Here is a 24714-nt window from a genome sequence, read left to right on the forward strand (position 1 = left end):
CGGCTACCAGCCACCCGCGCCGGAGGTCGTCCTCTGGCCAACCGAACCGAGCGGATCAGTGCCGTCCGCGCGCCCTGCCATCGTCAGCCGACCGACGATGCACTAACTTCGAACTCGGGCCACCGAATGGGGGCAGGCCAGTCGCCGGCCGAGTCTCCGGCCGGCGCCGGGCGGCCGCGCGGCGGCGCAGGACGTAGAGCGTCAGGCCGGTCGCCGCGAAGCCCGGCATGGCCAGCGCCGCGAGGCAGAACAGCAGGGCGAACAGCTCGCCGAAGAAGCGCCCCCGGTGGACCTCCAGGATGTTGTCCATGAGGCGCCGGCCCAGCGGCATGTCGGCGGCGCGCTCGGCGGCCAGCAGCGTGCCGGTGGCGGCGTCGTAGCGGGCCTCGTTGCGGGCGCTCGGGTCATCGACGCCCTTCGGCAGCCAGCGGATCCGGATCGCCTTCGCGTCGGGGCTCGGCAGGGTCAGGATCGCGGTGCCCGCCGCACGCCCCTCGCCGCCCCGGAACGCCGCCCAGGCCCGATCGACGGCTGCCGGGCCGGATGCGTCGGTCGGCGCCGCGGGGGCGGCCCTGCGGCCGGCGGCGCGCATCGGCGTCGCCGTCTCCCGCTCGCCCACCAGCAGCCACGCGGCGCCCTCCTTGAAGGACGGGTAGGACCATGTCAGCCCCGTCAGCGCCATGACGCAATAGACCGGCATCAGCCACGTCCCCGCTACGGCGTGGAGCGACCACCAGCGCGCCCGGCCCGGCCGGGACAGGCTCGGCTTCAGCCAGACCCGCCAGCGGTGGATCTTGGGCCAGCGCAGGTAGAGGCCGGTCCCCAGGAAGACGAGGAGCGCCAGCACGCAGGCGCCGGTGATCGTGCGGCCCCAGCCCTTGGAGCCGCCGGGAAGCAGCAGCCACCGGTGCAGGTCCCGCACCGTCGTGAACGCCCCCTCCAGCCGCACCGGGCCCAGCACCGTGCCGTCATAGGGGTCGGCATAGACCGAGGGCGGCCGCTCGCGGGTCGCGGGGTCCCGGGCGAAGCGAACGGGGACGCTCGCCGCCGGGTCGTCCGACAGGGTGAGGCTGTTCACTGGAAACCCGGCTTGCCCGGCGATCCGCGCCGCCAGGACAGAGGGCGGCAGCGCCTGCCGATCGCCCGCCGTCACCGTCAGACGGTCGCGGTTGGCGAAGGCGGTGACCGCCTCCTCGTAGCTCATCAACGCCCCGGTCAGGCCCATCAGCGCCAGCACGAGGCCGGCCGTGAGGCCGAGCGCCCAGTGCAGGCGGAACAGGATGGTCCGGAGGGAGGGAATCACGCGCGGCATGGCAGTGCCGGCTGCCTAACAGAACCCGGCCAAGCTGACGATGCCGCTTGGCGCATGCCCGGCGGCCGAGGCCGCTTCCATCAGGTAATCGGCGCGGGGTTGAACAGGGTCAGGTCGTTGAACAGGCCCCACTGGTCGGACCAGGGCCGCTTGCGCCCGCTCGCCACGTCGAGGATCAGGTGAAACAGCTCCCAGCCGACCGCCTCGATCGTGGCCTCGCCGGTGGCGATGCGGCCGGCATCGAGGTCGATCAGATCGGACCAGCGCTCGGCGAGCTCGGTCCGGGTGGCGACCTTGATCACCGGCGCCTGGGCCAGACCGTAGGGCGTGCCGCGGCCGGTGGAGAACACCTGCAGCGTGATGCCGGAGGCGAGTTGCAGCGTGCCACAGACGAAGTCGCTCGCCGGGGTCGCGGCGAAGATCAGACCCTTCTCGCGCACGCGTTCACCGGGGGCCAGCACCCCGGAAATGGCGCTGGTGCCGGACTTGGCGACCGAGCCCAGGGCCTTCTCGACGATGTTGTTGAGGCCGCCCTTCTTGTTGCCGGGCGAGGGGTTGGCCCTACGGTCGGCCTCACCCTTGGCGAGGTAGGCATCGTACCACGCCATCTCGCGGATCAGGGCCTCGGCGACCTCCGGACTCTTCGCCCGGGGGGTCAGGAGGTGGATCGCGTCGCGCACCTCCGTCACCTCGGAGAACAGGACGGTCGCGCCGCAGCGGACCAGCAGGTCGGCCGCGAAGCCGAGCGCCTGGTTGGCGGTCACCCCCGAGAAGGCGTCGCTGCCGCCGCATTGCAGGCCGACCACCAGATCGGAGGCCGGGCAGCTCTCGCGGGTCCGGCGGTTCAGCACCTCCAGGCGGGCCTCGGCCATCGCCAGGATGCTGTCGATCATCGCGGAGAAGCCCCGGTGGCGCTCGTCCTGCAGGCGCACCACCCCGTCGCCGGCCGCGCCGGCATCCGGCAGCAGGCGCTCCGAGACCAGCTTCTCGCAGCCGAGGCCGACGACCATGACTTCGCCGCCGAAATTCGGGTTCTGCGCGAGGCTCTGGAGCGTCCGGATCGGCACCACCGCCTCGGGGGCGTTGATGGCCACGCCGCAGCCATAGGCGTGGGTCAGGCCGACCACGTCGTCGACGTTGGGGTAGCGCGGCAGCAGCTCCTGCTTGATCCGGCGGATCGCCACGTCGAGGGTGCCGGCGACGCATTGCACGCTGATCGAGATCGCCAGGATGTTCTTGGTGCCCACCGACCCGTCCGGGTTGCGGTAGCCCTCGAAGGTGTAGCCCTCGAGCGGGGGCAGGGGGGCCGGCACCCGGGTGGCGTGCTCCAGGGCGTCGAGGGCGGGGGCGACGGGGGTCGCGACGCGGGATTCCTCGACCCAGGCGCCCCGGGGGATCGCCTGCGTGGCGATCCCCACCACCTCGCCGTAGCGGCGGACCTCGCCGCCCTCCGGGATGTCGGAGAGCGCCACCTTGTGGCCCTGCGGCACGAACTCGACGAGCTCCAGCCCGTCCGGGAACATTGTGCCGGCCGGCAGCCCGAAGGCGTTGACCACGATGGCAACGTTGTCGGTCTCGCTCAGGCGGATCGTGCGCGGCACGTCGCCGGTCGCCTGGAGACGGGTCGGGGCTTCGATCTCGGCCTGCATCGGAAATCCCCTCAGGTCGCGGAGCGGAAGCGCCCGGCCAGCGCCTCGGCGTTGCGGGCGAGCAGGCCCAGATCCGAGCCCACAGCGGTGAACCGGGTGCCCGCCGCGATGTAGCGCTTGGCCAAGTCCTCGCTCGGCGTGAGGATGCCGGCATGCTTGCCGGCCTTCACGATCCGGCCGACGGCCTCCTCGATGGTCCGGACCACCTCGGGATGGCCCTGCTGGCCGAGATGGCCGAGGCTGGTCGAGAGGTCGCCGGGTCCGATGAACACGCCGTCCACGCCCTCGACGGCGGCGATCGCGTCCAGATTGTCCAGCGCGCGGCGGGACTCGACCTGCACGATCACGTAGATCTCGGACTCGCAGCGCGTGTGGTAGTCGGGGATGCGGCCGAACCGGGCGGCCCGGGGCGCCTGCGAGAAGCCGCGGATCCCCCGGGGGGCGTAGCGGGTCGCCGCGACCACGCGCTCGGCCTGCGCGGCATCATCGATGTTGGGGATCATCAGCGACTGCGCGCCGGCATCCAGGATGCGCTTGATGGTGATGGGATCGTCGCTCGGAACCCGCACCACCGGGTTGGTGGCGTTCTCCATCATCGCCTGAAGCTGGAAATAGATATCCCGCAGGTCGTTGGCGGAGTGCTCCATGTCGAGGAGCAGCCAGTCGAACCCGGCCCCGGCGACGATCTCGGTCGAGATCGGGCTCGCGAGGCTGCACCAGAGGCCGATCTGCTGCCGGCCCTCGGCGAGGGCCGCCTTGAAGCGGTTGGTGAGGCTGTCCATCGCGAGTCCTTCCCTGCGGCTCCGGGCGTCTGCGCGCCGTCCGCCCCATCACGCGCAGCCTTTGACCGGGAGGTCAAAGCCAAAGGCTGGATCGATCGATGCAACGGCTGCATCAACCGACGCGGCCGGGCCCGTTCGACAGCCCGTCCGACAGGATCGCGACCAGCCGGGCGATCAGCGGGTCGTCCGCGTCGCGCCGCCACGCAAGGACCAGCTCGACCGGTCGCGGCGTCGGCAGGACGAGGGGCCGGAAAACGACGCCCTCGAAGCGCAGGCACTCGGCCGCGGCCGGGATCAGGGCGATTCCCAGGGCGGCCCGCACGAGGGACAGGATCGAGTGGATCTGCGTGAGCTGCTGGACGATCCGCGGCCGGATTCCCGCCTCGGTGAACAGGCCGAGGACGAGGTCGTGGAAGTAGCGGGCCTCGTTCGGCGCGTAGGCGATGAACGCTTCGCCGCCGAGATCGCCGGGCACGAGGCGGTCATGCCGGGCCAGGGGATTGGCGGCAGGCAGCGCGACCACGAGGGGTTCGGCGAGCGCACGGACGGCGCGCAGGTCCGGATGCGTCACCGGCGGCCGTACCAGGGCGGCGTCGAGGCTGCCGGCGAGCAGCGCCTCGACCTGATCCCGGCTCACCATCTCGCGCAGCGACAGGGTGACGTCCGGCAGGGCCTGGCGGAGCGCGGTGACGAGGCGCGGCAGGAAGTCGTAGGCCGAGGCCGCCGTGAAGCCGAGCTTCAGGATGCCGGCGCGCCCCGCCGCGACCTGCCGGGTCACGTGGGTCGCGCTCTCGGCGAGCCGCAGGATCCGCTGCGCCTCGGGCAGGAAGCTGCGCCCGGCCGCGGTCAGCCGGACCGAGCGGCTGCTGCGCTCCAGGAGTTGCACGTCGAGGACGCGCTCCAGCACCTGGATCTGCCGCGACAGGGGCGGCTGCGTCATGTTCAGCCGGGCGGCCGCGCGCCCGAAATGCAGCTCCTCCGCGACCGCCGCGAAGCACCGGAGCTGGCTGAAGTCGAACATGGGGGCTCCGTGGCGCGTGGCGTCGGGGCCGATAAGGCCCGAAGCGACCGCGCGCGCTCAAGGTATGCCGCACCCGGATGGGGCGGCACAGCCCTGGACCCGGATCAGCAGCTCAGCCGTCGACCTTCCTTGCGCCCGAACACCCGCCAATGCGCGGCGCCGGATTCCATCTGACCGTTGGCCACGGCGCGGCGGACATCCGGGTTGCAGCGCAGATACTCGCGCTCGTCGAACCCATAGGCAGCGCGCCCGCCACGGTAGTCATCCCGGTCGCGATAGCCGCGGTCCCCCCGGTCATCGTAGTCGCGATCCCGGTAGCCGCGGTCGCGATAGCCGTAACCGTCATCATAGGGGCGGGGCTGCGCCGTGACCGGGCCGACCACGCCCAGAATGCCGATGCTCACAGCGGCCGCCGTCAGAAGCGCCTTCATGGTTCCAATCCTCCTATCGGTGGGCTGAAACGCGCTGCGCCGGGAATGGTTCGATCGGCTTGGCCGTGCGGCGGCATCCCGGCGCGACCCGTCCCGCTGAACGTGATTCGGGTGCGGAGCCGGCTTCGACCGATTGAGCCCCACCGAACCAGGGCCATCCGGCTTCTTGCCGCCCCGCCAGCTCACCATGCAAAATCTGCATGCATCCGCTCAGTACAATACATAGATACTAATATGACTTGTTTTTATTTGAGATTTTCTAGCGTTCATCGCTTTTAAATTGATTCATTGAGGAACAGTTGAATTGAATTTATTGTAAGGTAAAGCAGAAAGTATTGACTTAATGCTTTCGTAGATCTTAGCGGTCGGCCGCATCAGCTCAGAGATATGGTGGGTCGATGCGTTTGAACACTTGGTACGGTCCCCGGCGCCTCCGTCAGCGCTTGCAAAAGTCTGCCGGAGGCTGCCCCGCATCGCGGACCGTGCTCGTCGCCCTGGCACTCGCGGCGACGGACGCCCCGGCGACGGGACAGATCCTGACTGGACGACCGGAGGCTGCCGATCCGGTCGCGTTCCGATCCCGAGGTTCCGCGCCGCCGGACATGGTGATGCTCGACGCGGTGTCGGTCGAGTCCCGAGGCGGCGCAGCGAAGCCGGGGTTTCCGCCGCCCACCGGCACGGTCGGACAGCCGCCGGCGGCCTTCGCGGGCGGCCAGGTTGCGGGTGGCGGCCGCGTCGGCTTTCTTGGCAGCCGCAGCGTGTTCGACACGCCTTTCACGCAGGCCAATTACACCGCAGAGTTGATCCGCAACCAGCAGGCCCGGTCTGTGGGCGATGTCCTGGCTAACAACGCCTCCGTCCGGGAGACGCAGCCGCCCTACAGCGCCCAGCGGAACATCATCATCCGCGGCTTTCCGGTGAATGCCAAAGACTTCGCCTTCGACGGGCTGTACGGCCTCGTGAGCGTCCACCAGCCCGCGCTCGACGGGATCGAGCGGGTGGAGGTGCTGAGCGGGCCCGGCGCTTTCCTGTACGGCTTCCCGCCCTCCGGGAGCGCCGTGGGCGTCGTCAACCTCGTCCCCAAACGGGCGGCCGAGGCGCCCCTCACCCGCGTGGAGGCCCAGTTCCTCTCGGCCGGCACGGTCGGCGGGTCCTTCGATGTCGGCCGCCGGTTCGGGGACGGCAACGCCGTGGGGATCCGGATCAACGGCGCCTATCGCGACGGGGCGACACCGATCGATCATCTGAATCAGGGGGCGGGCGCCCTGACGCTCGGTCTGGACTACCGCGGCGAGGCCCTGCGGCTCAGCCTCGATGCCGGGTACCAGCATCTCGCCGTCGACGCCCAGAGCAACGGCTTCACCGTTAACCCGGGCTTTCGGATTCCGAGGGCCCCCCGGCTCAGCCTCAACGTACAGCAGCCCTGGGAACGGGCCGAAATCAACCAGGGCTTCGGCGTCCTGCGGGCGGAATACGACCTCACGCCGGACATGACGCTGTTCGGCGCCGTCGGCGGATCGCGGGCGGATCGCGACTTCTTCGGATCGAACGGCACGATCACGAGCGGGGCCGGCGCCGTACAGCTGCAGACCGGCCGGGTCGCGGGCAAGTATACGCAATGGTCGGGCGAGGCCGGCCTGAGGACGCATTTCCAGACGGGCCCCGTCGATCACGGGCTGGCCGTCGTCGCCACCCATTACGCGGGCGACGAGCCCTTCTACCGCACCGGGATCGGCTTGCTCCGAACCTCGCTCTACGCGCCTGTCCTGTATCCGCCGCCCGATCGGCCCGCCCGGCGCCTCGAGGTCACGACCCGGTCCGACCTGGACGGCGTGGCCGTCACCGACACGGCCTCAATCCTCGACGGCCGCTTCCAGGGCATCACGCGCGACCTGGCCCTGCCGCAGGGGGGCTCCCAGTCGCGCTATGACAAGTCGGCCGCGACCCCGGTCGCGGCCCTGATCGTCAAGCCCTGGGACAAGCTGTCCCTGTATGCCAGCTACGCGGAAGGGTTCGGCTTCGGGCCGTCCGCGCCCGCCCAGGCCCTCAACGCCTCCGCGACGCTGCCGCCGGCGGTCACCAGTCAGATCGAGACGGGGGCGAAGCTCGACCTCGACCCGGTCGGCGTTACCCTCGCGGTCTTCGAGATCAAGCAACCCTTCGGCACCCTCGAACCCCGGACCCGGGTGTTCGGCCTGAACGGCGAGCAGACCAATCAGGGGCTCGATTTCAACGTGTTCGGCGCGCCGACGGAGGGCGTCCGCGTGCTGGCGGGCCTGACGCTGATCGACGGGCGCCTCGGGAAGACGGCCGGGGGCAGCTTCGACGGGCATGTGGCGCCCGGCGTGCCCACCGCACAGGCCAATCTCGGCGGCGAACTCGATCTCCCGCCCTGGCTCGCCAAGGGCGTGACCCTGACCGGGCTCGTGATCTACACGGCGCCGCAATATTACGATCAGGCCAACCGGCAGAAGATCCCGGATTATACCCGGCTCGATCTCGGCATCCGCTACAGCTTCGTGGCGCATGGAATGCCGCTGACGGCGCGCTTCAACGTCGAGAACGCGGCCGGCGCACGCTACTGGGCGTCGGCAGGGGCGGGGGTTCTGAGCTACGGGACGCCGCGGACATTCCTGGCCTCGTTGACCGCAGACCTCTGAGCCCCGGACCCAGCGGCTTCGGCCGGCCACGACGGGCCCGGCATCCGCGGGACCGCCCGGGCCGGCTGCCGTCGCGGACCGTAGAGTGCGGTCCGCGACAGGTCGGACTTACATCCGGTGCATCATGCGGTGGCGCATCTCGCGACGCATCATGTGACGCTCCATCCGGTGGCGCATCATCCGGCGCTCCATCCGGCGGCGCATCATGTGGCGCTCCATCCGGTCCATCTGGACCGTCGAGACCATGCCGGCGGGCGCGGCGACGGCGGCAGGCGCGAGCGGGGCGGCGGAAGCCGGGAGCGCCAGGGTGCCGCCGAGGGCGGCGAGCAGCGCGGCAGTGATGATCGAATGACGCAAGGGAAATCCTTTCTTGCCGCCCCGGTGAGGACGGACATGCTCCACGAACCCACGACGGCAGAAGATCCATCCGAGGCCCGCCCAGGAAGCCGGAGGCGGCCGAAATGGTTCCCAGGCTTGAACCAGGGCTGTCGATTTCGCCTCAGGCGGTGATGCCGGCCTGCATCGACCACCACCGCCATCATGGAGAGCAACATCCCGGCGCGAAGCGAGCGATGCGCCGTCGGCCCTCTCCGCAACGAGACGCGGCGCCATTTGATTGATATTCGAATCGAAAGACGAATTTTGTAGAATAATTATAAATATCAGCGTCTCAATTCCAACGTAAGAGGCTGCATTAAACGCCATATACAAAGCACTGATTGCCTGAGATGCGTCGCTTGAAATCGCGATTGCTCCACAATCTATGCCTCGTAATCAATGATCGATGCAATTTTTACCATGCGTTTACCACGAAGCCGTAGCGCATAACGAGACGCGGCGCGAAAACCACGCGCGATGGGGGCTTCCTCGGATGAAACGGACCGTCAGTTCAGGGCTTCTTCTCGTCCTCCTGTCGCAGACCACCCTCGCCGCGGATCTTCCCCAGGCGTCCAGGCCGGATCTCATCAAGCCGGATCGCGCCCTGCCGCCGCACGTCACGTGGTCGGGCGCCTATGCCGGTCTGTTCGCCGGGTACGGTGCGCTCGGCAGCGCCACGCGCTTCATCTGCACGGATCAAGCCGGTCGCGCCGGTGGCGATTGTCCGATCCTCCCGCCGCGGAACGCCTCGGACGGCAGCTTCATCGGGGGCGGCGAGATCGGCTACAACTGGCAGGCGCCCTTCGGCCTGGTGGCCGGTGCCGCCGCGGATTACCAGTTCACCCGGCTGTGGGGCTACGGCCGGCGGCAGGGCGATTTCCCGACCGCCGACGGCTCCACCATCCCGAACAGCGTCGCCAATGTCGGTCAGCGGCTGGATGATCTCGCGACGTTCCGCGGCAAGCTCGGTTTCGCCATCGACCGGACCTTCGTCTACGCGACCGCCGGCTTGGCCGTCGGCAACGTCCGGATCGACAACAACCTGTCCCTGATCCTGCGCGATGGCCTGAGGCTGCCGCCCGTGGCCTCGTTCGACGGTCGCGGCGGGGCGGTGCGCCTCGGCTACGTGGTCGGTGCCGGCATCGAGCATGCCTTGAGCGAGCACCTCTCCGCGAAGGTCGAGGGTCTGTACTACGATCTCGGCTCCCGGGCGGTCGTGCCCGGGCAGACGGCCGGAGACCTGCCCGGCTATCGCGCCGGCACCCGCGTCACGACGGACGGCTTCCTGGCCCGGGCCGGCCTCAATTACCGGTTCGGAGCCGGGCTGCCCGACCTGGCGCCGGCGGACTCAGCCGGCCCCGCCACCTGGGCGTTCGAGGGCGGGCTGCGCTACTTCTACAGCTCCGGCAGCCCCCGGGAGACGCTGAACGACAACTACAGACCGACGCAGGTAATTCCCGCCTGATCTATGGCGGCTCGCAGGCCCATGCCGGCGAGAGCTTCGCCCGGCTCGAGCACAACCCCACGGGCCTGTTCGTCAAGGGCTTCCTCGGAACGGGCGGCGTCACGGATGGACGCCTCTCGGACGAGGATTTCCCGCCTGCTCTCAACCCGTATTCGAAGACGATCTCGACGATCAAGGACGGCGATATCAGCTACGGCGCGGTCGATTTCGGCTACGATCTGCTGCGCCGGGACGGTTTCAAACTCGGGGGCTTCTTCGGCTACCAGTCGTTCTCCGAGCTGTATAACGGGTACGGCTGCCGGCAGGTCGCCGAGAGCCGGGGCTGCGTCCCCTCATACCCGGCCACCCTCAAAAGCCTCGGCGAGAACATGCAGTGGAACGCCCTGCGCGTCGGCGTGATCGGCGAGGCGCGGTTCGACCGGGTCCGGCTGAGCCTGGAGGGTGCCTACCTGCCGGTCGTGGCCGTGGACGGCGTCGATCACCACTGGCTCCGGCCGGACATCAACCCGGGCCCCGAAGGGGGGCGGGGCGACGGCTACGTCCTGGAGGGCATCGTTTCCTACGACCTGATGCCGTCCGTCAGCGTCGGCGTCGGCGGCCGCTACTGGCGGATGCAGGCCGACAAGGCACAGACGACGTTCCCGTTTTCGCCGCCCAGTCCGATCAAGTTCGAGACCAACCGCTACGGCGGCTTCGTGCAGCTGTCCTACAGGCTGGCCGATTTCGGCCTCGGTGAAGCCGGCGCCCAGCCGGTCCTGATCCGCAAGGATTGAGGCTGCACCGGTCGCTGCCCCCCGCGGGTCACCGGCCTCTGATCCCGGCGGACCGGAGGATCCCGGTCGCCGAACCGCGGCGCGCGACAGCGCAGAGATCCGATCCGAAGAGGCGACGATGCCGTTCCACCCCCCGTCGCGGCTGCGCGCCGCCTCTCTCGCGATCGTCATCGGGCTCGGCCTGATCGCGGGCCGCGGCCCCGCCCGGGCGGAGCCCGCCTCCGACACCATGGTGGCGTGGCACTGCTACCGCAACGCCGCCGCGACGGTTCTGGCGACTGAGAAGACCGAGTCCGTCGGCAGCCGGTACTGGCTGCGCAGGAGCACCGCCGATCTCAAGGCCGATTGCGCCGTCGAGCAGCGGCCGAGCGACCGCGTCCTGGGCGCGGACGATCCGAACGACACGAAGGGCTGGAGCGCCTACAGCACCATCGCCCTCGTCAGAGGCCTCCTGATCCTCGACGAGGGAACCAGCCCGGACCGGAACCTCGTGATCGTCGAGGTCCCGGCCGGCCGCAAGATCCTCGACATGGGCTATTCGGTGCAGGAGGGCTGCAGCCCGAGTTCCGGCTGCCAGAGTGAGGAATTCCGGTTCGACGACAAGGAGCTCACCTTCTGGCGGCAGCTCGAGGACAAGCCGACGCCCAAGAATTGCCAGGGCTATGCCGGCTTCATGAAGACCACCGGCTCGGCCGCCCTCGAGGAGCAGTCGGTCTTCACCTTCGCGACCCGCACGGTGGCGGGGAGCGGCACGAAACGGTGTACCGCGCGGCAGTAGCCCGGAGGAGGGCCGGGCAGTCGTCACGCGCGGCGCCCATGCCGCAGGCGGGCGGCAAGGAATCCGCAACCATCGGATGAGAAAGCTGAGCCCAACAGCACCGCCGGTGCTTTCGGGGCGCGGTTCGCGCCGGTCGAACGGATCCGCCCGCGCCGATGCAGACAGACGCGCCTTCCCCGGCCGCGCCGCCGATCCTCGTCGTGCCCACCTCTGGACACGATCCGGAGAGCTGGGACGGCGCGGCCGGCTTCGGCCAGTGGCGCCTCGATCCCTCGACCCGCCGCGTCACCCGCTCGATCGGGCTCGCACGCCTCTTCGGGATGCCGGACGCGCGCGATCTCGCATTCGAGGACCATTTCGCCTGCTATCATCCGGACGATCGCGCGAGCGTGGTCGCCCGGGTGGAGGCGATCCTGTCCGGAGACCGGCCGGCGGGCCCGTATCAGGCGCGGGCGCGCATCGTGCGCCCGGACGGCAGCGGCCTCGACGCGATCATCCAGGGCGTACCGGAATGCGGGGCCGACGGCACGCTCGTCGCCCTGCACGGCATGCTGCTCGACGTGAGCGACCTCGTCCGGTCCGAACGGCGCGCCCACGAGACCGACCAACTCCTGCGTGGCACCCTGGACAGCATCGACCAGGGCCTCGTGGTGCTCGACGCCGCGCAGCGGGTCCGCGTGTTCAACCGCAGCGCCGCGGAGTTGCTCAACCTCCCGGGCGACGTGCTGCGCGCGGGCGTCGCCTTCCCGGACATCCATGCCTACCAGCGCGCCCGGGGCGACTTCGCGGCGGCGGAATCCGAGCTGCGGCTCGGGAGCGTCGGGCGCGAGCCAGGGGCGCTCCCACCCCTGTTCGACTGGCGCCTGCCCACCGGGATCACCCTGGAGGTCCGCCGCTCAACCCTCGCGGATGGCGGCGCGGTCCTGACCTTCACCGACGTGACGCAGCACCGGATCGCCGAGCAGGCGATGGAGGAGAGCGAGCGCCGCTACCGGCTGCTCACCGAGAACAGCACCGACATCGTCATCTGGTCCGACCTGACGACCTGCCGCCGCTACGTGTCGCCCGCCGTAGGCACCGTCCTCGGCTACGATCCGGAAGATCTGATCGGGACGCAGCCCCTCGACTTCGTCCATCCCGACGACGTGGCGGCCTACCGCGCCGTCCTCGACGGGCTGACCAGCGGCCGGACCGCGCAGGCCCTGACCTGCCAGCGCTACCGGCACCGGGACGGACGGTGGGTCTGGCTGGAGATCTCCTTCAGCCTGACCCACGACCGGGCGACGGGGGCGGCCGACGGCTACGTCGCCACCTTGCGCGACGTGAGCGCCCGCAAGGCTGCCGAGGACGCCCTGCGCCTGAGCGAGGCGCGCTACCGGGCGCTCGCGGACGCGCTGCCGCAGCTCGTCTGGATCGCCTCCACGGAGACCGGGGAGGCGACCTACGTCAACCGGCGCTTCGAGGACTTTTACGGTCCGATCGGTCCGTCCCGGGCCGCCCGACTCGCCCGCAACCACCCCGAGGATGCGGAGCGGATGGAGCAGCTGTGGCGCACGGCGCGCGCGCAGCGGACCGGCTACGAGGTCGAGGGGCGGCTGCGGCGGCACGACGGCGCCTATCGCTGGCACAAGGTCGTGGTCCTGCCGATCTGGCAGGGCGAGGCGATGGTCGGGATGCTCGGAACCGCCCTCGACATCGACGAGATCGTGACGGCCCGGCGCGCGGTCGAGGAGGCGAGCGGCCTGCTGCGCCTCGCCCAGCAGGCGGCCAGCGCGGGCACGTGGCAGATGGACCTCGACAGCGGCTTGATCACGTGGTCGGCCGGCAGCGCACGCCTGCATGGGATCGAGACCGATCGGGAATACGGACTCGACGCGCAGACCTGGCTGACCCTGATCGACCGCCAGGACGGCGCGCGCGCCCTGCAGACCGCAGCGGCCGCCGCCGAGACGGGCGAGACCTTCTCGATCGAGTTCCGGGTCCCGGACCCGGAGGGCGGCGTGCGCTGGATCAACGGCGTCGGGCGTGCCGCGCCTCAGCCGGACGGACGGTCACGGCGGATGATCGGCCTCAACATCGACATCACCGCCCGGAAGGCCGCCGAGGCGGATCTCCTCGCCGCCAAGGCCGTGGCGGACGCGGCGCGGCTGGAGGCCGAGCGGGCGAGCGCGGCCAAGAGCGAGTTCCTGGCCGCCATGAGCCACGAGATCCGCACGCCGCTCAACGGGGTGATCGGCTACGCCGACCTGCTCCTCGACGAGCCGGATCTCGGGCCGGCGGCGCGCCGGCACGCCGACCGCATCCGCACCGCCGGGGCGGCGCTCCTGACGGTGGTCAACGACGTCCTCGATTTCTCGAAGGTCGAAGCCGGGCAGATCGAGATCGTGCCCCGGCCCTTCGCCCTCGAAGCGCTCATCGACAACGCGGTCTCGATCGTGCGCCCCTCGGCCGAGCGCAAGGGTCTCGCGCTCGTGGTCACCCGCGGGCCGGACCTGCCGGCCTGGGTCGAGGGCGACGAGGACCGCCTGCGTCAGGTCCTGCTCAACCTGCTCACCAACGCGGTGAAGTTCACCCCGGCGGGGCGCATCGGCCTGACCGTCATGGCCGCCCCCGGCCGCCTGCGCTTCGAGATCCACGATACCGGAATCGGTATCCCGGCGGACAAGTGCGACCGCCTGTTCCGGCGGTTCTCACAGGTCGACGGCTCGATCAGCCGGGAATACGGCGGGACGGGCCTGGGCCTTGCCATCTCCAAGTCGCTCGTCGAGCTGATGGGCGGAACGATCGGCGTCGCGAGCGCGGTGGGGTGCGGCTCGATCTTCTGGTTAGAGGCCGTACTCCCGGAGGTTGCGTCGGCGACGCCGGTCGCGGCCCCGTCGGTCGCGACCGTCCGGGCGACCGGCAAGCGCCTGCTGCTGGCCGAGGACGTGCCGCTGAACCAGGATCTCGCCCGGACGATCCTGGAGCGGGCCGGCCACGCGGTGGACGTGGTGGGCGACGGGGTCGACGCGGTAGCGGCCGTCCAGGCCCAACCCTACGACCTCGTGCTGATGGACGTGCAGATGCCCGTGATGGACGGGATCGCGGCGACCCGGCGGATCCGCGCGCTGGGCGACCCGCGGGACCGCATCCCGATCGTGGCGATGACCGCGAACGTCCTGCCCGAGCAAGTCGCCGAGCTGCGCGCGGCCGGCCTCGACGACCATGTCGGCAAGCCGTTCCGGGCGCAGACCCTGCTCGCAGTGATCGACCGCTGGACCGGCGCGCGCGCGGAGCCGCCGCCCCCCGCCGGCACGATCGACCGTGCTGTCCTCGACGAGATGATCGAGATGGTCGGTCGCGCCCGGATGAACGACCTGCTGGCGATGCTGGCAAAGGAACTCACCCAACGGTTCGGGCCCGCCGCGCCCGAGGCGAGCCGCGACCGGCTCATGCTGGACGCCCACGCGATGGTGTCGGCGGCCAGCATGGTGGGCTTTGCCGGGCTCGCCGAGACCTGCCGGGCGGTCGAGGCCGCCTGCCGGGCGGGCGACGATGTCACGTCGATGCTGGGCACGCTCCGGGCCCGCACGGCGGTCACGCTGGCCGAGATCGAGGCCCTGCGGGCGGCCTGAGGCGGGCCGGACCGGCGCCTGGAGCCGTGTCCGACCGCGTTGCAACCCGGCACGGCTCCAAGTTTGTGTCCTGGCGCGCGCTCTGACGCCGAACCGGTGTCCAGCTCGACGGAGAGCGCTCTAGGCGGGCGCGAGCGGGACGTGCTGGACGGCGCGGATGCGGCGACGGTGGTGGTGCCGGCGCCGTTGCAGCACGGCGTAGCGCAGCCGGTTGTAATACGCGTACAGGCGCGACCTGTGCGACCGCCGATGGGCGAGGTGGACGCGGGCCGACCGCGCCGGCGCGGCCACGCGGCGCGCCACGGCCATGTCCCCCACAGCGGGTTTCGCGTTCAGGATGGCGACCGGATCCACGTAATTGACCCTGCGCACGGCCGGCCCCCCGACGCAGCCCGTGCACAGGGAGCCGTTCAGCCGGCCCCAAAGGCGCTGCTCCCGCGCCAGGACGCGCCGGTCGGCCGCGTTCGACAACTCGATCGGTGCCTTCAGCAGCAACGCGCGGCTTTCAAAACCGGGCTTCTTGGGGATGACGCCGAAATCGTCGGGCACCTCCAGCATGGGCAGCCGGACAGGCTTCGGCTTCGCGTAGACCGTGACCGGGAAGACGACCGTGGACGCCAGCAGAGACAGCACTACGAAGTCGAGTGCTAGGCGGCGCATCCTGGTCTCCGATTTGCGTGGACACCGTCACATAGCGCTGAATCGGCAGGCCCCCTACAACTAATTTCTCTCCCGAATGTCTAAAAGCACGCTCCAGATCCGCGAACTCACCGCCAGCACTAATAATATGGCCGCGTCTCAGTAGCGATTGCGGAGAACAGCCGGGCACAGGCGTCGCGGGTGGATGCGCGGGGTTGGTTCGACCCGCCGCAGCGGCTTCGATCAACGCGCGAAGACCGGCCCCGGGGCAAAGCTTTGCCCTATTGCGCGCGCCGGGTGCGTGCCGCGGTGTGGCCGGCCGAGATGGTTACGCGGCTTTGTTGCGCCTCTACAATGACGCCGCGCGGGACGCGTTGAATTCGGTGCGCGCCCCGCCAGATCGGCGTCGGGCGCAGGACGGTCGGTGGTCGGACGAGCCCGGCGCCGGGCGCGCAGGCCGAATGCAGACGAAGCATAAACCTGCTGTAGACACGCATTGCTCGATCATTGATTTCCAGTTGCAGAGCCGAGTGGCATTCCACCGCGGACAGCCCGGTCGGGCGAGGGACAATTCAGATGGATCAGGCGGCGGACGACGTCGTATCCGAGGCCGCCCTCGCCGCGGCCCTCGAGACTTCCGGCGGCGTCGGCTTCTGGATGTGGGACATCCGCGCGGACGTGGCGCGCGCCGATCCGGTGAGCGCCCTCCTGTTCAACATCAGCCCCGCCCGGTCGCGGGCCGGGGTCAGCCTCGCGGAGATCCTGAAGGCGGTCCATCCGGACGATCAGGCTCATATCTCGCAGGTGATCCTGGACTGCGTTCAGTCCGGCGGCTCCTACACGGCCGAGTACCGCGTGCGCTCGCCGGAAGGCCGGCTGCGCTGGCTGTTCACCCGCGGCCATTTCTACCACGACGAGCACGGCCAACCGACCACGGGCCGGGGGGTGATCGTCGAGATCTCGGACAGCAAATCCGCCGGCACGGCCTTCGCACAGCGCGACGGAGGCCCGATCGATGCTCTCAACCAAGCCGCGGACCTGTGCCTGTCCCTGCATAACACGCTCTCGCAGTTCGGGAATGCGCCCATGCTGGCGCTGACCGAGACCCTGCTGCTCGAGATCGGGCGGCACTTGGCGGCGCGGCAACGGATCGCGCGCGGCCACGCCCTCCACTGACAGGCCCTGGCCGGCCTTAGAGCTCCCGGATCTTCCGCTCGATGCGCGCCGCCTCGGCCTCGTCGACCTCCACCGGCCGCCCGGTGTCGTTGGGCAGGCCGCGCCCGGTCTGCGCGATGGTCTCGTCGCGGGGGCGGCCGCTCTGCCCGTCCGAGATCGGCGGCTCCTTCGATAGGTCGCGATCCTGATCCATCAGGTCCTCCTGGCGCGCGACAGCATCGCCTCGGTTCAACCCGCCGCGCGCCGGTCGGGGGACCGGATGCCGTCCGTCGAGGGAGAACCGTGCAGGCCCGGTGAAGATCCGGCCACCGGGCGGTGCTGTTTCAGCCAGAGCCCGAACGCCTGCACCGCCGCCACGACCGTCTTCAGCCGCATCCCGTCCTCGGTCAGGGCATATTCGACCCTGACGGGCGTCGACGGGTAGACGGTCCGGCTGACGAGGCCGGCGGCTTCGAGGGCGCGGAGATCCAGCGTCAGCATCCGCTGCGAGATGCCCGGCAGGACGCGCTTGAGTTCGTTGAAGCGCTTCGGCCCATCGATCAGGAAGGAGACCAGAAGCAGGCGCCAGCGTCCGCCGAGCAGATGCATCGCATACTCCACCGAGCAGCCCGTCACCGTGTCCTTCATCGATTTCCTCAGATCCGGCTCGGTATAATTTCTGTACCCAGCGCTCAAAATAGTGCGCTCTTACATCATCCGATCGACTCGGTTAATCACGATCTGCCCCGCTTTACACGGCCCGCGCAGCGGATCCACATCCGGGAGACCGATCGTGAAACTGTACACCATGCCGGCGAGCTGTGCCCTGGCCCCGCACATCGTCGCCCATGAACTCGGCCTCGATCTGGAACTCTGCCGGGTCGATCACACCCGGCACGTGACCGAGGAGGGCGACGATTTCCTGTCCCTCAACCCGCACGGCTATGTGCCCGTGCTCGTGCTCGACGACGGCAGCCTGCTCCGGGAAGGGCCCGCCATCCTGCAATATCTGGCCGACCTCAAGCCGCAGCACCGTCTCGCGCCGCCGAACGGCTCGCTGGCGCGCTACCGGCTCCAGGAGATGCTGGGCTTCCTGAATTCCGAGATCCACAAGGGGTTCGTCCCGCTGCTCTACGCGCGGCTCGCGGGCCGCTACATCGAGACGGCCCGGCCGAAGCTCGAAGCGCGCTACGCCTGGATCGACCGGCTTTTGGCCGACCGCGCCTTCCTGATGGGCGCGGATTTCACGGTGGCGGATGCCTATCTCTACGCGCTCACGGGCTGGGGTCAGGCGTCCTGGCTGACCTCGTACTATAGGGCCGACATCCATTTCGACGCCCTGCACCATCTGGCGGCCTGGTACGGCCGCGTGCGCACCCGCGACTCCGTGCGGCGCGCGCTCCGGGAGGAGGGGCTGGAGGCGGCTGCCGGCCCTGCGCCTCAGAACGGGTAGTAGCGCAGGGAGGTCAGGCCGGTGACAAGGTGGGTGGAGGGCGCGATCCCGAAGGCCCCCCGGAAGGCGTCGCGCTCCGTGTAGGAGACCTGGGCGCCCGCCACGAGGCGGCCGTAGCCGCCCTTGTAGAGGTCGTGCCAGAAGCCGCCGGTGATCTGGCGGATGTCGCGGCTCTCGGCCTGGCAGGTCCCGCTCGCCGCCCCCTCGACGTTGCAGCCGGTCACCACCAGCGTGGGCGAGCCGTAGCCCGTGGCGTTCAGCGCGCCAGCCCGGGCGGCATGCTCCCAGCCGGCATAGACGTAGACGTCGGTGCCCGGCTGGACGTGGGCGACGGCGCCGGCGAGCAGCTGGAAGGCCGGGATCGGCGCGATCGAGCCATCGGCCTTCAGGGCGAAGTCCGGCAGCTGCGCCGAGCCGTAGCGGCCGATACCCTGGCCGACGAGGCCGCTGACCTGGAGGTCGAGGCGCTTGTCGATCACCGGCAGGGTCGCGGCGCCGCCGATGCCGTAACCCAGCGCGGTGTCGGAATGGCCGGGGAGTCGGGTCGTGGCGGTGAGGTTGGTCGGGCTCAGCCGATCGTCGAAGAACCGCACCAGACCCTTGAGCTCGAAATGCCCGAAGCCCGGCTCCAGGGCGACCTTGCCGATGAGGTCGGGGGCGCTGTTGTTCGAGTAGGTGGTGGAGGTGTTGAGCTGGCCGACCGCGTCGCCGGCATTGCTGAGGTTGACGAGGCCGGGCGCCGCGAAGGGGCTCGGCGGCAGCACGCTCTGGGGTGACTCCGCCGACAGGCCGACCCATAGGCCGGGCGCCACATCCTTGACCACGCGCAGCTGCGGGTTCCGCGTCCAGTTGAAGCCCGGGACGTACTGCACATCGATGGTGAGCGGGATCTGCTCCTTGAGCGGCGTGATGCCGGACAGATCGGTGGTGAGCAGGCTCCAGGCCTGTCCGGCGAGCACGTGCCAGCCGGTGTCGAGGGCATCGACGGTGGCAAAAATCTGCCGGATGCGCGGGTTGTAGCTGTTGCTCTCGCGCGAGTTCGCGTTGGTGGCCGCCCCGAGGAAATCGATCTCGTAATAGCTCGAGACCTGGAGCGTCGGCTCGACCTTCGCGGTGAACAGGCCGCTCAGGCGGCTCTGCCGGGCGGAGAAGCGGAACTCGTTCTCCCGCGAGCGGGGATCGTTGCGGAACGGGATCCCCCCGAAATCCGTGCCGACATCCGAGACGAGGTTGGGATGGCGGGCAATGCCCGCCAGCTCGACGAAGCCGCCCGGGGTGAAGCACACCGCCGGCCCGAGGGCATAGCTGCCGGCGTTGCAGGCGAGGTCGTTGGCCAGGATCACCGGCATGTGCGCGCTCACGGCGGGCCGGGCCCCGCCGGGACCGCCGACCTGCGCCACGCGCTGCTGATGCTCGGTCCGCGCGGCCAGGCGCGCCTGCTCCCGCGACAGCACCCGGCGCTCCCGGACTTCGCCGACGATCGCCGCCTTCTGCGCACCGGATTGCCGGCGCAGGGCGGCGAGTTCCTGCTGCATGGCCAGCATCTGGCGCTGCATCGCATCCATCCGCGCCGCCATCTCGGCGACGCTCTGGGCCTGGGCCGGCAGGGCGCCGAGGCCGAGGGCAAGTCCGGTCGCAGCCGCGGTGGCGCGGGTGCTCGGCAGGTTCAGACGCGGCATGGACCTTCAGCCAACGGGTTGGAATCCCCTGGCGGGATCCTCGGCGAACACCCCAAAGTTGAGGGATGCGCCACACGACGCTCGCTTGACAATTTTCCGCGGGGTACCCCGCCGGTGTGGGAAACCGGCGGCCGGCCGCCGGTTCCGGCCCGCTGTGGCACAGCGGCCACGGACCCTAACTCTTTGTCTTCACATGGATTAATTCTGCGTCTGACCGAGCTGGACGGGTCCGGTCGCGGCCGCGCGCCGCAGAGAGCGGCGGTGCCCGCGACCTCCTGCCCGGGCTGCGCCGCCAGGAACTTGGCCGTGCGGAGCCTGCGTTCCCTGGTTGAATGGGCCGCAGAGCCCGCAACCAGACAGAGGTACCCCATGACCACGGACGCGCGCGAGATCTACGTCACGGCCCTCAAGAACACGCACGCCGTCGAGATGCAGGCGCTGCAGATCATGGAGCGGCAGGTCGAACGGCTGGAGCGCTACCCGGAGATGGAGCAGGCCCTGCGCCGCCACATCCAGGAGACGCACGGCCAGCGCGACCGCCTGGAGGAGGCGCTCCAGAACCTCGGCGACAGCCCCTCGGCCCTCAAGGAGGGGTTCCTTGGCTTCGTCGGCAACATGATGGCGCTCGGCCACGCCCCGGCCCAGGACGAGATCCTGAAGAACACCTACGCCAACCACGCCTTCGAGAATTTCGAGATCGCGGCCTACGAGTCGCTGCTCGTCATCGCCGACGCCGCCGGCCAGCAGGGCCACCGGACGGCGTTCCAGCAGTCGCTGAAGGAGGAGCAGGGCATGGCGGAGGCGGTGCGCAAGCTGATCGGGCCGACCACCGAGCGCTACCTCCAGCTGACCACCTCCGGCGCGAAGGCCGATCGGTAACGCTCCACCGAAGCGGGCGCCGGCTCGGCGAGGGAGAGCACGTCAATCCGAGACCTCAGGACGCGCCCGGTCGCCACGCGATCGGGCGCTCGTGTTTGAACGCCGCGGCCGGTGCGACCTCGGAGCACCCTCCATTCTGCCGCAGGAACTCCCCCCGTCCTGCTTGATTGCGCGGTCATGGGAACTGGAAACGCTCGACCGACCGACAGCCGCGCGCAAGACGGCGGGTCCTCCGTCAAACCTTTCGGCGACAAGTGCGTCCACCTGTGCGTGGACATGCAGCGCATGTTCGCCGCATCCACCGACTGGAAGACCCCGTGGATGCCACGGGTCCTGCCGCACGTGCATCGCCTCGCCGCGGCGCATCCGGAGCGGACCATCTTCACCCGCTTCATCCCGGCAGCCCGGCCGGGGGAGGGTCGCGGCACCTGGGCGACCTATTCGCAGCGCTGGGCCGACATGACCCGGGAGCGCCTCGATCCCGACCTGATCGATCTCATCCCGGATCTCGGACGACTCGTCCCGCCGGCGGAGATCCTCGACAAGGACGTCTACTCGCCCTGGCTCAACACCGATCTCGACGCGCGCCTGCAGGCGCGGGGGGCCGACACCCTGATCATCACCGGGGCGGAAACCGACGTCTGCGTGCTGGCTGCGGTGCTCGGCGGCGTCGATCTCGGCTACCGCATCGTGCTGGCCACCGACGCCCTGTGCAGCTCCTGCGACGAGGCGCATGACGCGATGCTGCTGATGTACCGCATGCGCTACGGCCATCAGGTCGAGACCATGACCACCGCGGAGATCCTCGACCACTGGCGGTGAGCGGAGCGCGAGCCCGGCACGAATCCAGTTATGGCCAAGCTTAAGCGCGCTCAGCGCCGGTCCGTTCCGTCGACCTCCGACTTCCGGAGACACGAGACCTCTGGAACCAGGCACGAAAAACAGTCGCACCGCGCGAACCTGCGGCCGGTGTGACCGTTGTGTCTCCAAACACCGTACCGGAGGACAGGTTATGGCCAAGCACGAGATCCTCGGCTACTTCGAGCACCGCCGCGACGGGGCCTGGGTCTGCGTCCGGCCCTTCACCCTGACCACGCGGGATGCGAGCATCGATATCCGCCAGGGCATGCGCTTCGATTACGGCAAGCGGGTCGGCGGCGTCGATCTCGCCGAGTACCTGGAGCGGCTGGGCTCGCAGTTCGGCTCGTAGGCCAAAGCCAGGCAATTGCGCGCGCTGACGAGAGGCGCCGGATCGGATCCGGCGCCTTGTCGCGTTCAGGCGCCGCCCCACTGCATCGTCAGCCCGCCGTCGACCACCAGGGTATGGCCGGTGACGTAGGCGGAGGCATCCGAGGCTAGGTAGAGGATCGCCCGGGCGATCTCCTCCGGCTGGCCGGCCCGGTGGAACGGGATCCGCTCCAGGGATTGGTCGAGGACCTCCGGCTTCTCGAACCGGTCCGCCGTCATCGGCGTCTCGATCAGGCCCGGGGCAACATTGTTCACGTTGATCCGGTCCTCGGCGAGTTCCCGCGACAGGGACCGGCACAGGGAGCCGAGCCCGGCCTTGGACATGCCGTAGGGGGCGCTCTCCGGCGTCGGCAGATGCTGGGCCACGGAGGAGACGAACACGATCTTGCCGTTGCCGCCCTGCGCCCTGCGCATCCGGATGAACGGGCGGGCGCAGAACAGCGGGCCCATCAGGTTCACCCGCAGGATCCGCTCCAGCAACGCGTCGTCCATCTCGGCCACCGGCACGCCGCTCATGGCCTGCCCGGCATTGGCCACGAGGATGTCGAGGGTGCCGAACTCGCTGCCGATCCGGTCGAAGGCCGCGTCCACCGCCGCCGGATCGCCGACATCGAGCTGCAGCACGAGCGCCCGACGCCCCGCGGCCTCGACCCGGGCGGCGGTCTCGCGGATGCCGGCCTCGTCGGTATGGTAAGTGATCGCCACGTCGGCCCCCTCGCGGGCAAACAGCTCGGCGGTCGCCTGCCCGATGCCGGAATCGGCCCCGGTAATCAGGGCCCGGGTGTCGGTCAACGTCATGGCTTATCTCTTACGGGTGCCGCGGTCGCGGCTGGATGCCGGGGCAATGGGCGCCGCCGGACCCGGTTCCGCGCGGCGCGCACCGGCCGCAGGGGAACCTCCGCCGGACCGGTATCTTTGACGCTTCGCGTCCACATGCCCTAGTGAGGACGCATGTCCGTGGCTGACACGATTCCGTGCCTGAGCGAGGAGACCGCGCCCGATACGCGCAGCCGCATCCTCGCGACGGCGGACGCCTATTTCCGCGAGATCGGCTATCAGAAGACGACGGTGGCCGACATCGCCCGGACGCTCAAGATGAGCCCGGCCAACGTCTACCGCTTCTTCGACTCGAAGAAGGCGATCAACGAGGCCGTGCTGGAACGCCTGATCGGCGAGGTCGAGGCGCTGATCTCGGAGATCGCCGACCGGCCGGGCCTCGACCCCACCGGGCGGTTCGTGGCGGCGATCGAGACGCTGCACCACGACTGCACCCGGCGCTGTGAGGCGTTTCCGCGGCTTCACGAGATGATCGAGGCCGCGATGGCCGAGAGCTGGGAGGTCTGCCGCCACCACGTGGCCCGGATCACCGCCGGGATCGAGCGGATCATCCGCGACGGCGTGGCAAGCGGCGTGTTCGAAACCGCGGATCCTGCCGAGGCGGCGGCCTGCGTCCACGCCGCGATCGCCCGCTACACGCATCCGGTGCTGGTCGGGAAGTCGCCGCCCCAGCCGGCGCCGTCCGTGGAGGCCATGACGGCGTTCCTGCTGCGGAGCCTGGCGCCGACGGGGCGCTGAGGCCCCGTCCGGTTGTATTTTTCACCGCATCCCGAGCGCTACTCGGACGCCGGCCCCACCTCCGGCGCGGGCTCCGAGGCGCTGGGCTGCGGGCCGTCATAGCCCTCGATCACCAGGATCTCGGCCTCGACGCCGCGCTGCTTGGCCTTGGCGGCCTGGTAGAGGTCAGAATTCCAGCAGGCGAGGGCCTCGTCGTAGCTCGGGAACTCGATCACCACGTTGCGGGACCGGGCCGGGCCCATCACAGCCTCATGGGCGCCCCCGCGCACGAGGAAGCGCCCGCCGAACTTGGCGAAGGCGACGCCGTTGGCCGCCACGTAGTCCTTATAGGCCTCCGCGTCGCGGACATCGATCCGCGCGATCCAGTAGCCCTTCGTCATGCTGCGTCTCCTCTGTGCGAGGCGAAGTGGGCCGGGGCCGCGGGAAAGCAATCCCGATCAGGCCATCTCGGCCACGATCGCCCGTGCCACGGCGCGGGGATCGGCGGCGCCGGTGATCGGGCGCCCGACCACGACATGGTCGATCCCGGCCTGCCGGGCCTCGCCGGGGGTCATCACCCGCTTCTGGTCGCCGGCCTCCGCGCCCGCCGGGCGGATCCCCGGGGTGACGATCAGCCGGTCCGGCCCGACGATCGTCCGGACCGCGGCCGCCTCGGCCGCGGAGCAGACGAGGCCGTCGATGCCGATCTCGGCGGCCTGGGCGGCGCGCCGGGCGACCAGCTCCGCCACCGGCAGGCCGTAGCCGGCCTCCGCGGCGTCGGCGTCGTCGTAGGAGGTCAGCACCGTCACGGCGAGGATCTTCAGCCCCGCGCCCCGGCCCCGGACCGCCGCCCGCATGGTCTGCGGATAAGCGTGAACGGTGAGGAAGGTGGCGCCGAGCCCCGAGGCGGCGCGCACCCCGGCCTCGACGGTGTTGCCGATATCGTGAAGCTTCAGGTCAAGGAAGATCTTGAGGCCCCGCGCCGCCAGACGCTCGGCGAGGGCCAGCCCGCCCGCGTAGCCGAGCTGATAGCCGATCTTGTAGAAGGTCGCGGCGTCGCCGATCCGGTCGATCAGCGCCTCGGCCTCGGCCACGCCCGGCAGGTCGAGGGCCACGATCAGGCGGTCGCGGGGGTCGGCGAGATCGGTCATCGGGCGTCCTTCGGGGTCGCGGCAGGGATCACGGCCGGGCAAGGCGTGTCAATGCGCGGCCGGCGGCCGGCCACCGTCAGCGGGTGACGTTCA

The 24714-nt window shown here is 70.1% G+C and carries 23 protein-coding genes and 1 pseudogene; 11 read left to right on the forward strand and 13 right to left on the reverse strand.

Going from position 1 to position 24714, the window contains the following annotated elements; genetic code table 11:
* Positions 1-157: 157 nt before the first annotated feature.
* The 5 genes and pseudogenes from MKK88_RS08465 to MKK88_RS08485 form a co-directional block, all read right to left on the reverse strand.
* Positions 158-1312, reverse strand: a pseudogene (locus tag MKK88_RS08465) (PepSY-associated TM helix domain-containing protein); the annotation flags it as partial.
* An 80-nt stretch (positions 1313-1392) separates the two neighbouring features.
* Entirely contained in the window at positions 1393-2961 is a 1569-nt protein-coding gene (garD, locus tag MKK88_RS08470; RefSeq protein ID WP_243998773.1) for a galactarate dehydratase, read from the reverse strand.
* Between the two features lie 11 nt (positions 2962-2972).
* Positions 2973-3743 carry an HpcH/HpaI aldolase family protein gene (locus tag MKK88_RS08475; RefSeq protein ID WP_243998775.1) on the reverse strand — a complete coding sequence of 257 codons (771 nt, stop codon included), beginning with the start codon at positions 3741-3743 and terminating at the stop codon, positions 2973-2975.
* Between the two features lie 112 nt (positions 3744-3855).
* Positions 3856-4764 carry a LysR substrate-binding domain-containing protein gene (locus MKK88_RS08480; RefSeq protein WP_243998777.1) on the reverse strand — a complete coding sequence of 303 codons (909 nt, stop codon included), beginning with the start codon at positions 4762-4764 and terminating at the stop codon, positions 3856-3858.
* Between the two features lie 104 nt (positions 4765-4868).
* A complete protein-coding gene (locus MKK88_RS08485) occupies positions 4869-5195 on the reverse strand; it encodes a hypothetical protein (RefSeq protein ID WP_243998779.1) in 327 nt (108 codons plus the stop codon).
* Positions 5196-5677: 482 nt separating this feature from the next.
* Here MKK88_RS08485 and MKK88_RS08490 point away from each other — a divergent pair, with 482 nt between their 5' ends.
* The gene (locus MKK88_RS08490) at positions 5678-7855 is read left to right on the forward strand and encodes a TonB-dependent receptor (RefSeq protein ID WP_243998781.1); all 2178 of its coding nucleotides are present in this window, start codon (positions 5678-5680) and stop codon (positions 7853-7855) included.
* A gap of 108 nt (positions 7856-7963) precedes the next feature.
* Here the strand turns inward: MKK88_RS08490 and MKK88_RS08495 are convergent, their stop codons facing one another.
* A complete protein-coding gene (locus MKK88_RS08495) occupies positions 7964-8212 on the reverse strand; it encodes a hypothetical protein (RefSeq protein WP_243998783.1) in 249 nt (82 codons plus the stop codon).
* 514 nt (positions 8213-8726) lie between these two features.
* Between MKK88_RS08495 and MKK88_RS08500 the strand changes: the two genes are divergently transcribed.
* The 4 genes from MKK88_RS08500 (at position 8727) to MKK88_RS08515 (ending at position 14863) form a co-directional block, all read left to right on the forward strand.
* The gene (locus MKK88_RS08500; RefSeq protein ID WP_243998784.1) at positions 8727-9698 is read left to right on the forward strand and encodes an outer membrane protein; all 972 of its coding nucleotides are present in this window, start codon (positions 8727-8729) and stop codon (positions 9696-9698) included.
* 368 nt (positions 9699-10066) lie between these two features.
* Entirely contained in the window at positions 10067-10471 is a 405-nt protein-coding gene (locus tag MKK88_RS08505; RefSeq protein ID WP_409566629.1) for a hypothetical protein, read from the forward strand.
* Positions 10472-10589: 118 nt separating this feature from the next.
* Positions 10590-11249, forward strand: coding sequence for a hypothetical protein (locus MKK88_RS08510; RefSeq protein ID WP_243998787.1), 660 nt, complete (start codon positions 10590-10592; stop codon positions 11247-11249).
* 155 nt (positions 11250-11404) lie between these two features.
* The gene (locus tag MKK88_RS08515) at positions 11405-14863 is read left to right on the forward strand and encodes a PAS domain S-box protein (protein WP_243998789.1); all 3459 of its coding nucleotides are present in this window, start codon (positions 11405-11407) and stop codon (positions 14861-14863) included.
* A 120-nt stretch (positions 14864-14983) separates the two neighbouring features.
* Here the strand turns inward: MKK88_RS08515 and MKK88_RS08520 are convergent, their stop codons facing one another.
* Positions 14984-15523 carry a hypothetical protein gene (locus tag MKK88_RS08520; RefSeq protein WP_243998791.1) on the reverse strand — a complete coding sequence of 180 codons (540 nt, stop codon included), beginning with the start codon at positions 15521-15523 and terminating at the stop codon, positions 14984-14986.
* Between the two features lie 555 nt (positions 15524-16078).
* Between MKK88_RS08520 and MKK88_RS08525 the strand changes: the two genes are divergently transcribed.
* Positions 16079-16678, forward strand: a complete 600-nt coding sequence (locus MKK88_RS08525) for a PAS domain-containing protein (protein WP_243998793.1) — start codon at positions 16079-16081, stop codon at positions 16676-16678.
* A gap of 16 nt (positions 16679-16694) precedes the next feature.
* Here the strand turns inward: MKK88_RS08525 and MKK88_RS08530 are convergent, their stop codons facing one another.
* Together MKK88_RS08530 and MKK88_RS08535 are read right to left on the reverse strand one after the other, a co-directional pair.
* Positions 16695-16871 (reverse strand): hypothetical protein, encoded by a 177-nt coding sequence (locus MKK88_RS08530; protein ID WP_202131140.1) that lies wholly within the window; start codon positions 16869-16871, stop codon positions 16695-16697.
* 35 nt (positions 16872-16906) lie between these two features.
* The gene (locus MKK88_RS08535) at positions 16907-17305 is read right to left on the reverse strand and encodes a winged helix-turn-helix transcriptional regulator (protein WP_243998795.1); all 399 of its coding nucleotides are present in this window, start codon (positions 17303-17305) and stop codon (positions 16907-16909) included.
* A gap of 145 nt (positions 17306-17450) precedes the next feature.
* Here MKK88_RS08535 and MKK88_RS08540 point away from each other — a divergent pair, with 145 nt between their 5' ends.
* Positions 17451-18110 carry a glutathione S-transferase N-terminal domain-containing protein gene (locus tag MKK88_RS08540; protein ID WP_243998797.1) on the forward strand — a complete coding sequence of 220 codons (660 nt, stop codon included), beginning with the start codon at positions 17451-17453 and terminating at the stop codon, positions 18108-18110.
* Here the strand turns inward: MKK88_RS08540 and MKK88_RS08545 are convergent.
* Positions 18098-19789, reverse strand: a complete 1692-nt coding sequence (locus MKK88_RS08545) for a hypothetical protein (protein WP_243998799.1) — start codon at positions 19787-19789, stop codon at positions 18098-18100. The two genes, MKK88_RS08540 and MKK88_RS08545, sit on opposite strands and share 13 nt — an antisense overlap.
* Before the next feature lie 369 nt (positions 19790-20158).
* Between MKK88_RS08545 and MKK88_RS08550 the strand changes: the two genes are divergently transcribed.
* The 3 genes from MKK88_RS08550 (at position 20159) to MKK88_RS08560 (ending at position 21878) form a co-directional block, all read left to right on the forward strand.
* Complete coding sequence (locus MKK88_RS08550; RefSeq protein WP_243998800.1) at positions 20159-20668, forward strand: ferritin-like domain-containing protein; 510 nt, start codon at positions 20159-20161, stop codon at positions 20666-20668.
* Positions 20669-20845: 177 nt separating this feature from the next.
* Positions 20846-21490 (forward strand): cysteine hydrolase family protein, encoded by a 645-nt coding sequence (locus tag MKK88_RS08555; RefSeq protein WP_279602165.1) that lies wholly within the window; start codon positions 20846-20848, stop codon positions 21488-21490.
* A 190-nt stretch (positions 21491-21680) separates the two neighbouring features.
* Positions 21681-21878, forward strand: a complete 198-nt coding sequence (locus MKK88_RS08560; protein ID WP_161393407.1) for a hypothetical protein — start codon at positions 21681-21683, stop codon at positions 21876-21878.
* A gap of 65 nt (positions 21879-21943) precedes the next feature.
* Here the strand turns inward: MKK88_RS08560 and MKK88_RS08565 are convergent, their stop codons facing one another.
* Positions 21944-22714, reverse strand: a complete 771-nt coding sequence (locus MKK88_RS08565) for an SDR family NAD(P)-dependent oxidoreductase (protein ID WP_243998805.1) — start codon at positions 22712-22714, stop codon at positions 21944-21946.
* 153 nt (positions 22715-22867) lie between these two features.
* Between MKK88_RS08565 and MKK88_RS08570 the strand changes: the two genes are divergently transcribed.
* Positions 22868-23491 carry a TetR/AcrR family transcriptional regulator gene (locus MKK88_RS08570; RefSeq protein ID WP_243998807.1) on the forward strand — a complete coding sequence of 208 codons (624 nt, stop codon included), beginning with the start codon at positions 22868-22870 and terminating at the stop codon, positions 23489-23491.
* Between the two features lie 38 nt (positions 23492-23529).
* On the opposite strand, the gene MKK88_RS08575 is transcribed toward MKK88_RS08570, so the two are convergent.
* Both MKK88_RS08575 and pyrF read right to left on the reverse strand, forming a co-directional pair.
* The gene (locus MKK88_RS08575) at positions 23530-23871 is read right to left on the reverse strand and encodes a DUF1330 domain-containing protein (RefSeq protein WP_243998809.1); all 342 of its coding nucleotides are present in this window, start codon (positions 23869-23871) and stop codon (positions 23530-23532) included.
* A 57-nt stretch (positions 23872-23928) separates the two neighbouring features.
* The gene (gene pyrF / locus MKK88_RS08580) at positions 23929-24621 is read right to left on the reverse strand and encodes an orotidine-5'-phosphate decarboxylase (RefSeq protein WP_243998811.1); all 693 of its coding nucleotides are present in this window, start codon (positions 24619-24621) and stop codon (positions 23929-23931) included.
* Positions 24622-24714: the final 93 nt, after the last annotated feature.

The organism is Methylobacterium sp. E-005 (assembly GCF_022829725.1).
Lineage (GTDB): Bacteria > Pseudomonadota > Alphaproteobacteria > Rhizobiales > Beijerinckiaceae > Methylobacterium.

What these genes read in the sequence shown, in the direction of transcription:
- MKK88_RS08555 (WP_279602165.1), top strand. Translation starts at nt 20,846, where the DNA reads ATGGGAACTGGAAACGCTCGACCGACCGACAGCCGCGCGCAAGACGGC.
- MKK88_RS08520 (WP_243998791.1), bottom strand. Translation starts at nt 15,523, where the DNA reads ATGCGCCGCCTAGCACTCGACTTCGTAGTGCTGTCTCTGCTGGCGTCC.
- MKK88_RS08565 (WP_243998805.1), bottom strand. Translation starts at nt 22,714, where the DNA reads ATGACGTTGACCGACACCCGGGCCCTGATTACCGGGGCCGATTCCGGC.
- MKK88_RS08550 (WP_243998800.1), top strand. Translation starts at nt 20,159, where the DNA reads ATGACCACGGACGCGCGCGAGATCTACGTCACGGCCCTCAAGAACACG.
- MKK88_RS08485 (WP_243998779.1), bottom strand. Translation starts at nt 5,195, where the DNA reads ATGAAGGCGCTTCTGACGGCGGCCGCTGTGAGCATCGGCATTCTGGGC.
- MKK88_RS08570 (WP_243998807.1), top strand. Translation starts at nt 22,868, where the DNA reads ATGTCCGTGGCTGACACGATTCCGTGCCTGAGCGAGGAGACCGCGCCC.
- MKK88_RS08480 (WP_243998777.1), bottom strand. Translation starts at nt 4,764, where the DNA reads ATGTTCGACTTCAGCCAGCTCCGGTGCTTCGCGGCGGTCGCGGAGGAG.
- MKK88_RS08545 (WP_243998799.1), bottom strand. Translation starts at nt 19,789, where the DNA reads ATGCCGCGTCTGAACCTGCCGAGCACCCGCGCCACCGCGGCTGCGACC.
- MKK88_RS08575 (WP_243998809.1), bottom strand. Translation starts at nt 23,871, where the DNA reads ATGACGAAGGGCTACTGGATCGCGCGGATCGATGTCCGCGACGCGGAG.
- MKK88_RS08515 (WP_243998789.1), top strand. Translation starts at nt 11,405, where the DNA reads ATGCAGACAGACGCGCCTTCCCCGGCCGCGCCGCCGATCCTCGTCGTG.
- MKK88_RS08560 (WP_161393407.1), top strand. Translation starts at nt 21,681, where the DNA reads ATGGCCAAGCACGAGATCCTCGGCTACTTCGAGCACCGCCGCGACGGG.
- pyrF (WP_243998811.1), bottom strand. Translation starts at nt 24,621, where the DNA reads ATGACCGATCTCGCCGACCCCCGCGACCGCCTGATCGTGGCCCTCGAC.
- MKK88_RS08535 (WP_243998795.1), bottom strand. Translation starts at nt 17,305, where the DNA reads ATGAAGGACACGGTGACGGGCTGCTCGGTGGAGTATGCGATGCATCTG.
- garD (WP_243998773.1), bottom strand. Translation starts at nt 2,961, where the DNA reads ATGCAGGCCGAGATCGAAGCCCCGACCCGTCTCCAGGCGACCGGCGAC.
- MKK88_RS08530 (WP_202131140.1), bottom strand. Translation starts at nt 16,871, where the DNA reads ATGGATCAGGATCGCGACCTATCGAAGGAGCCGCCGATCTCGGACGGG.
- MKK88_RS08500 (WP_243998784.1), top strand. Translation starts at nt 8,727, where the DNA reads ATGAAACGGACCGTCAGTTCAGGGCTTCTTCTCGTCCTCCTGTCGCAG.
- MKK88_RS08525 (WP_243998793.1), top strand. Translation starts at nt 16,079, where the DNA reads ATGGATCAGGCGGCGGACGACGTCGTATCCGAGGCCGCCCTCGCCGCG.
- MKK88_RS08475 (WP_243998775.1), bottom strand. Translation starts at nt 3,743, where the DNA reads ATGGACAGCCTCACCAACCGCTTCAAGGCGGCCCTCGCCGAGGGCCGG.
- MKK88_RS08510 (WP_243998787.1), top strand. Translation starts at nt 10,590, where the DNA reads ATGCCGTTCCACCCCCCGTCGCGGCTGCGCGCCGCCTCTCTCGCGATC.
- MKK88_RS08505 (WP_409566629.1), top strand. Translation starts at nt 10,067, where the DNA reads ATGCAGTGGAACGCCCTGCGCGTCGGCGTGATCGGCGAGGCGCGGTTC.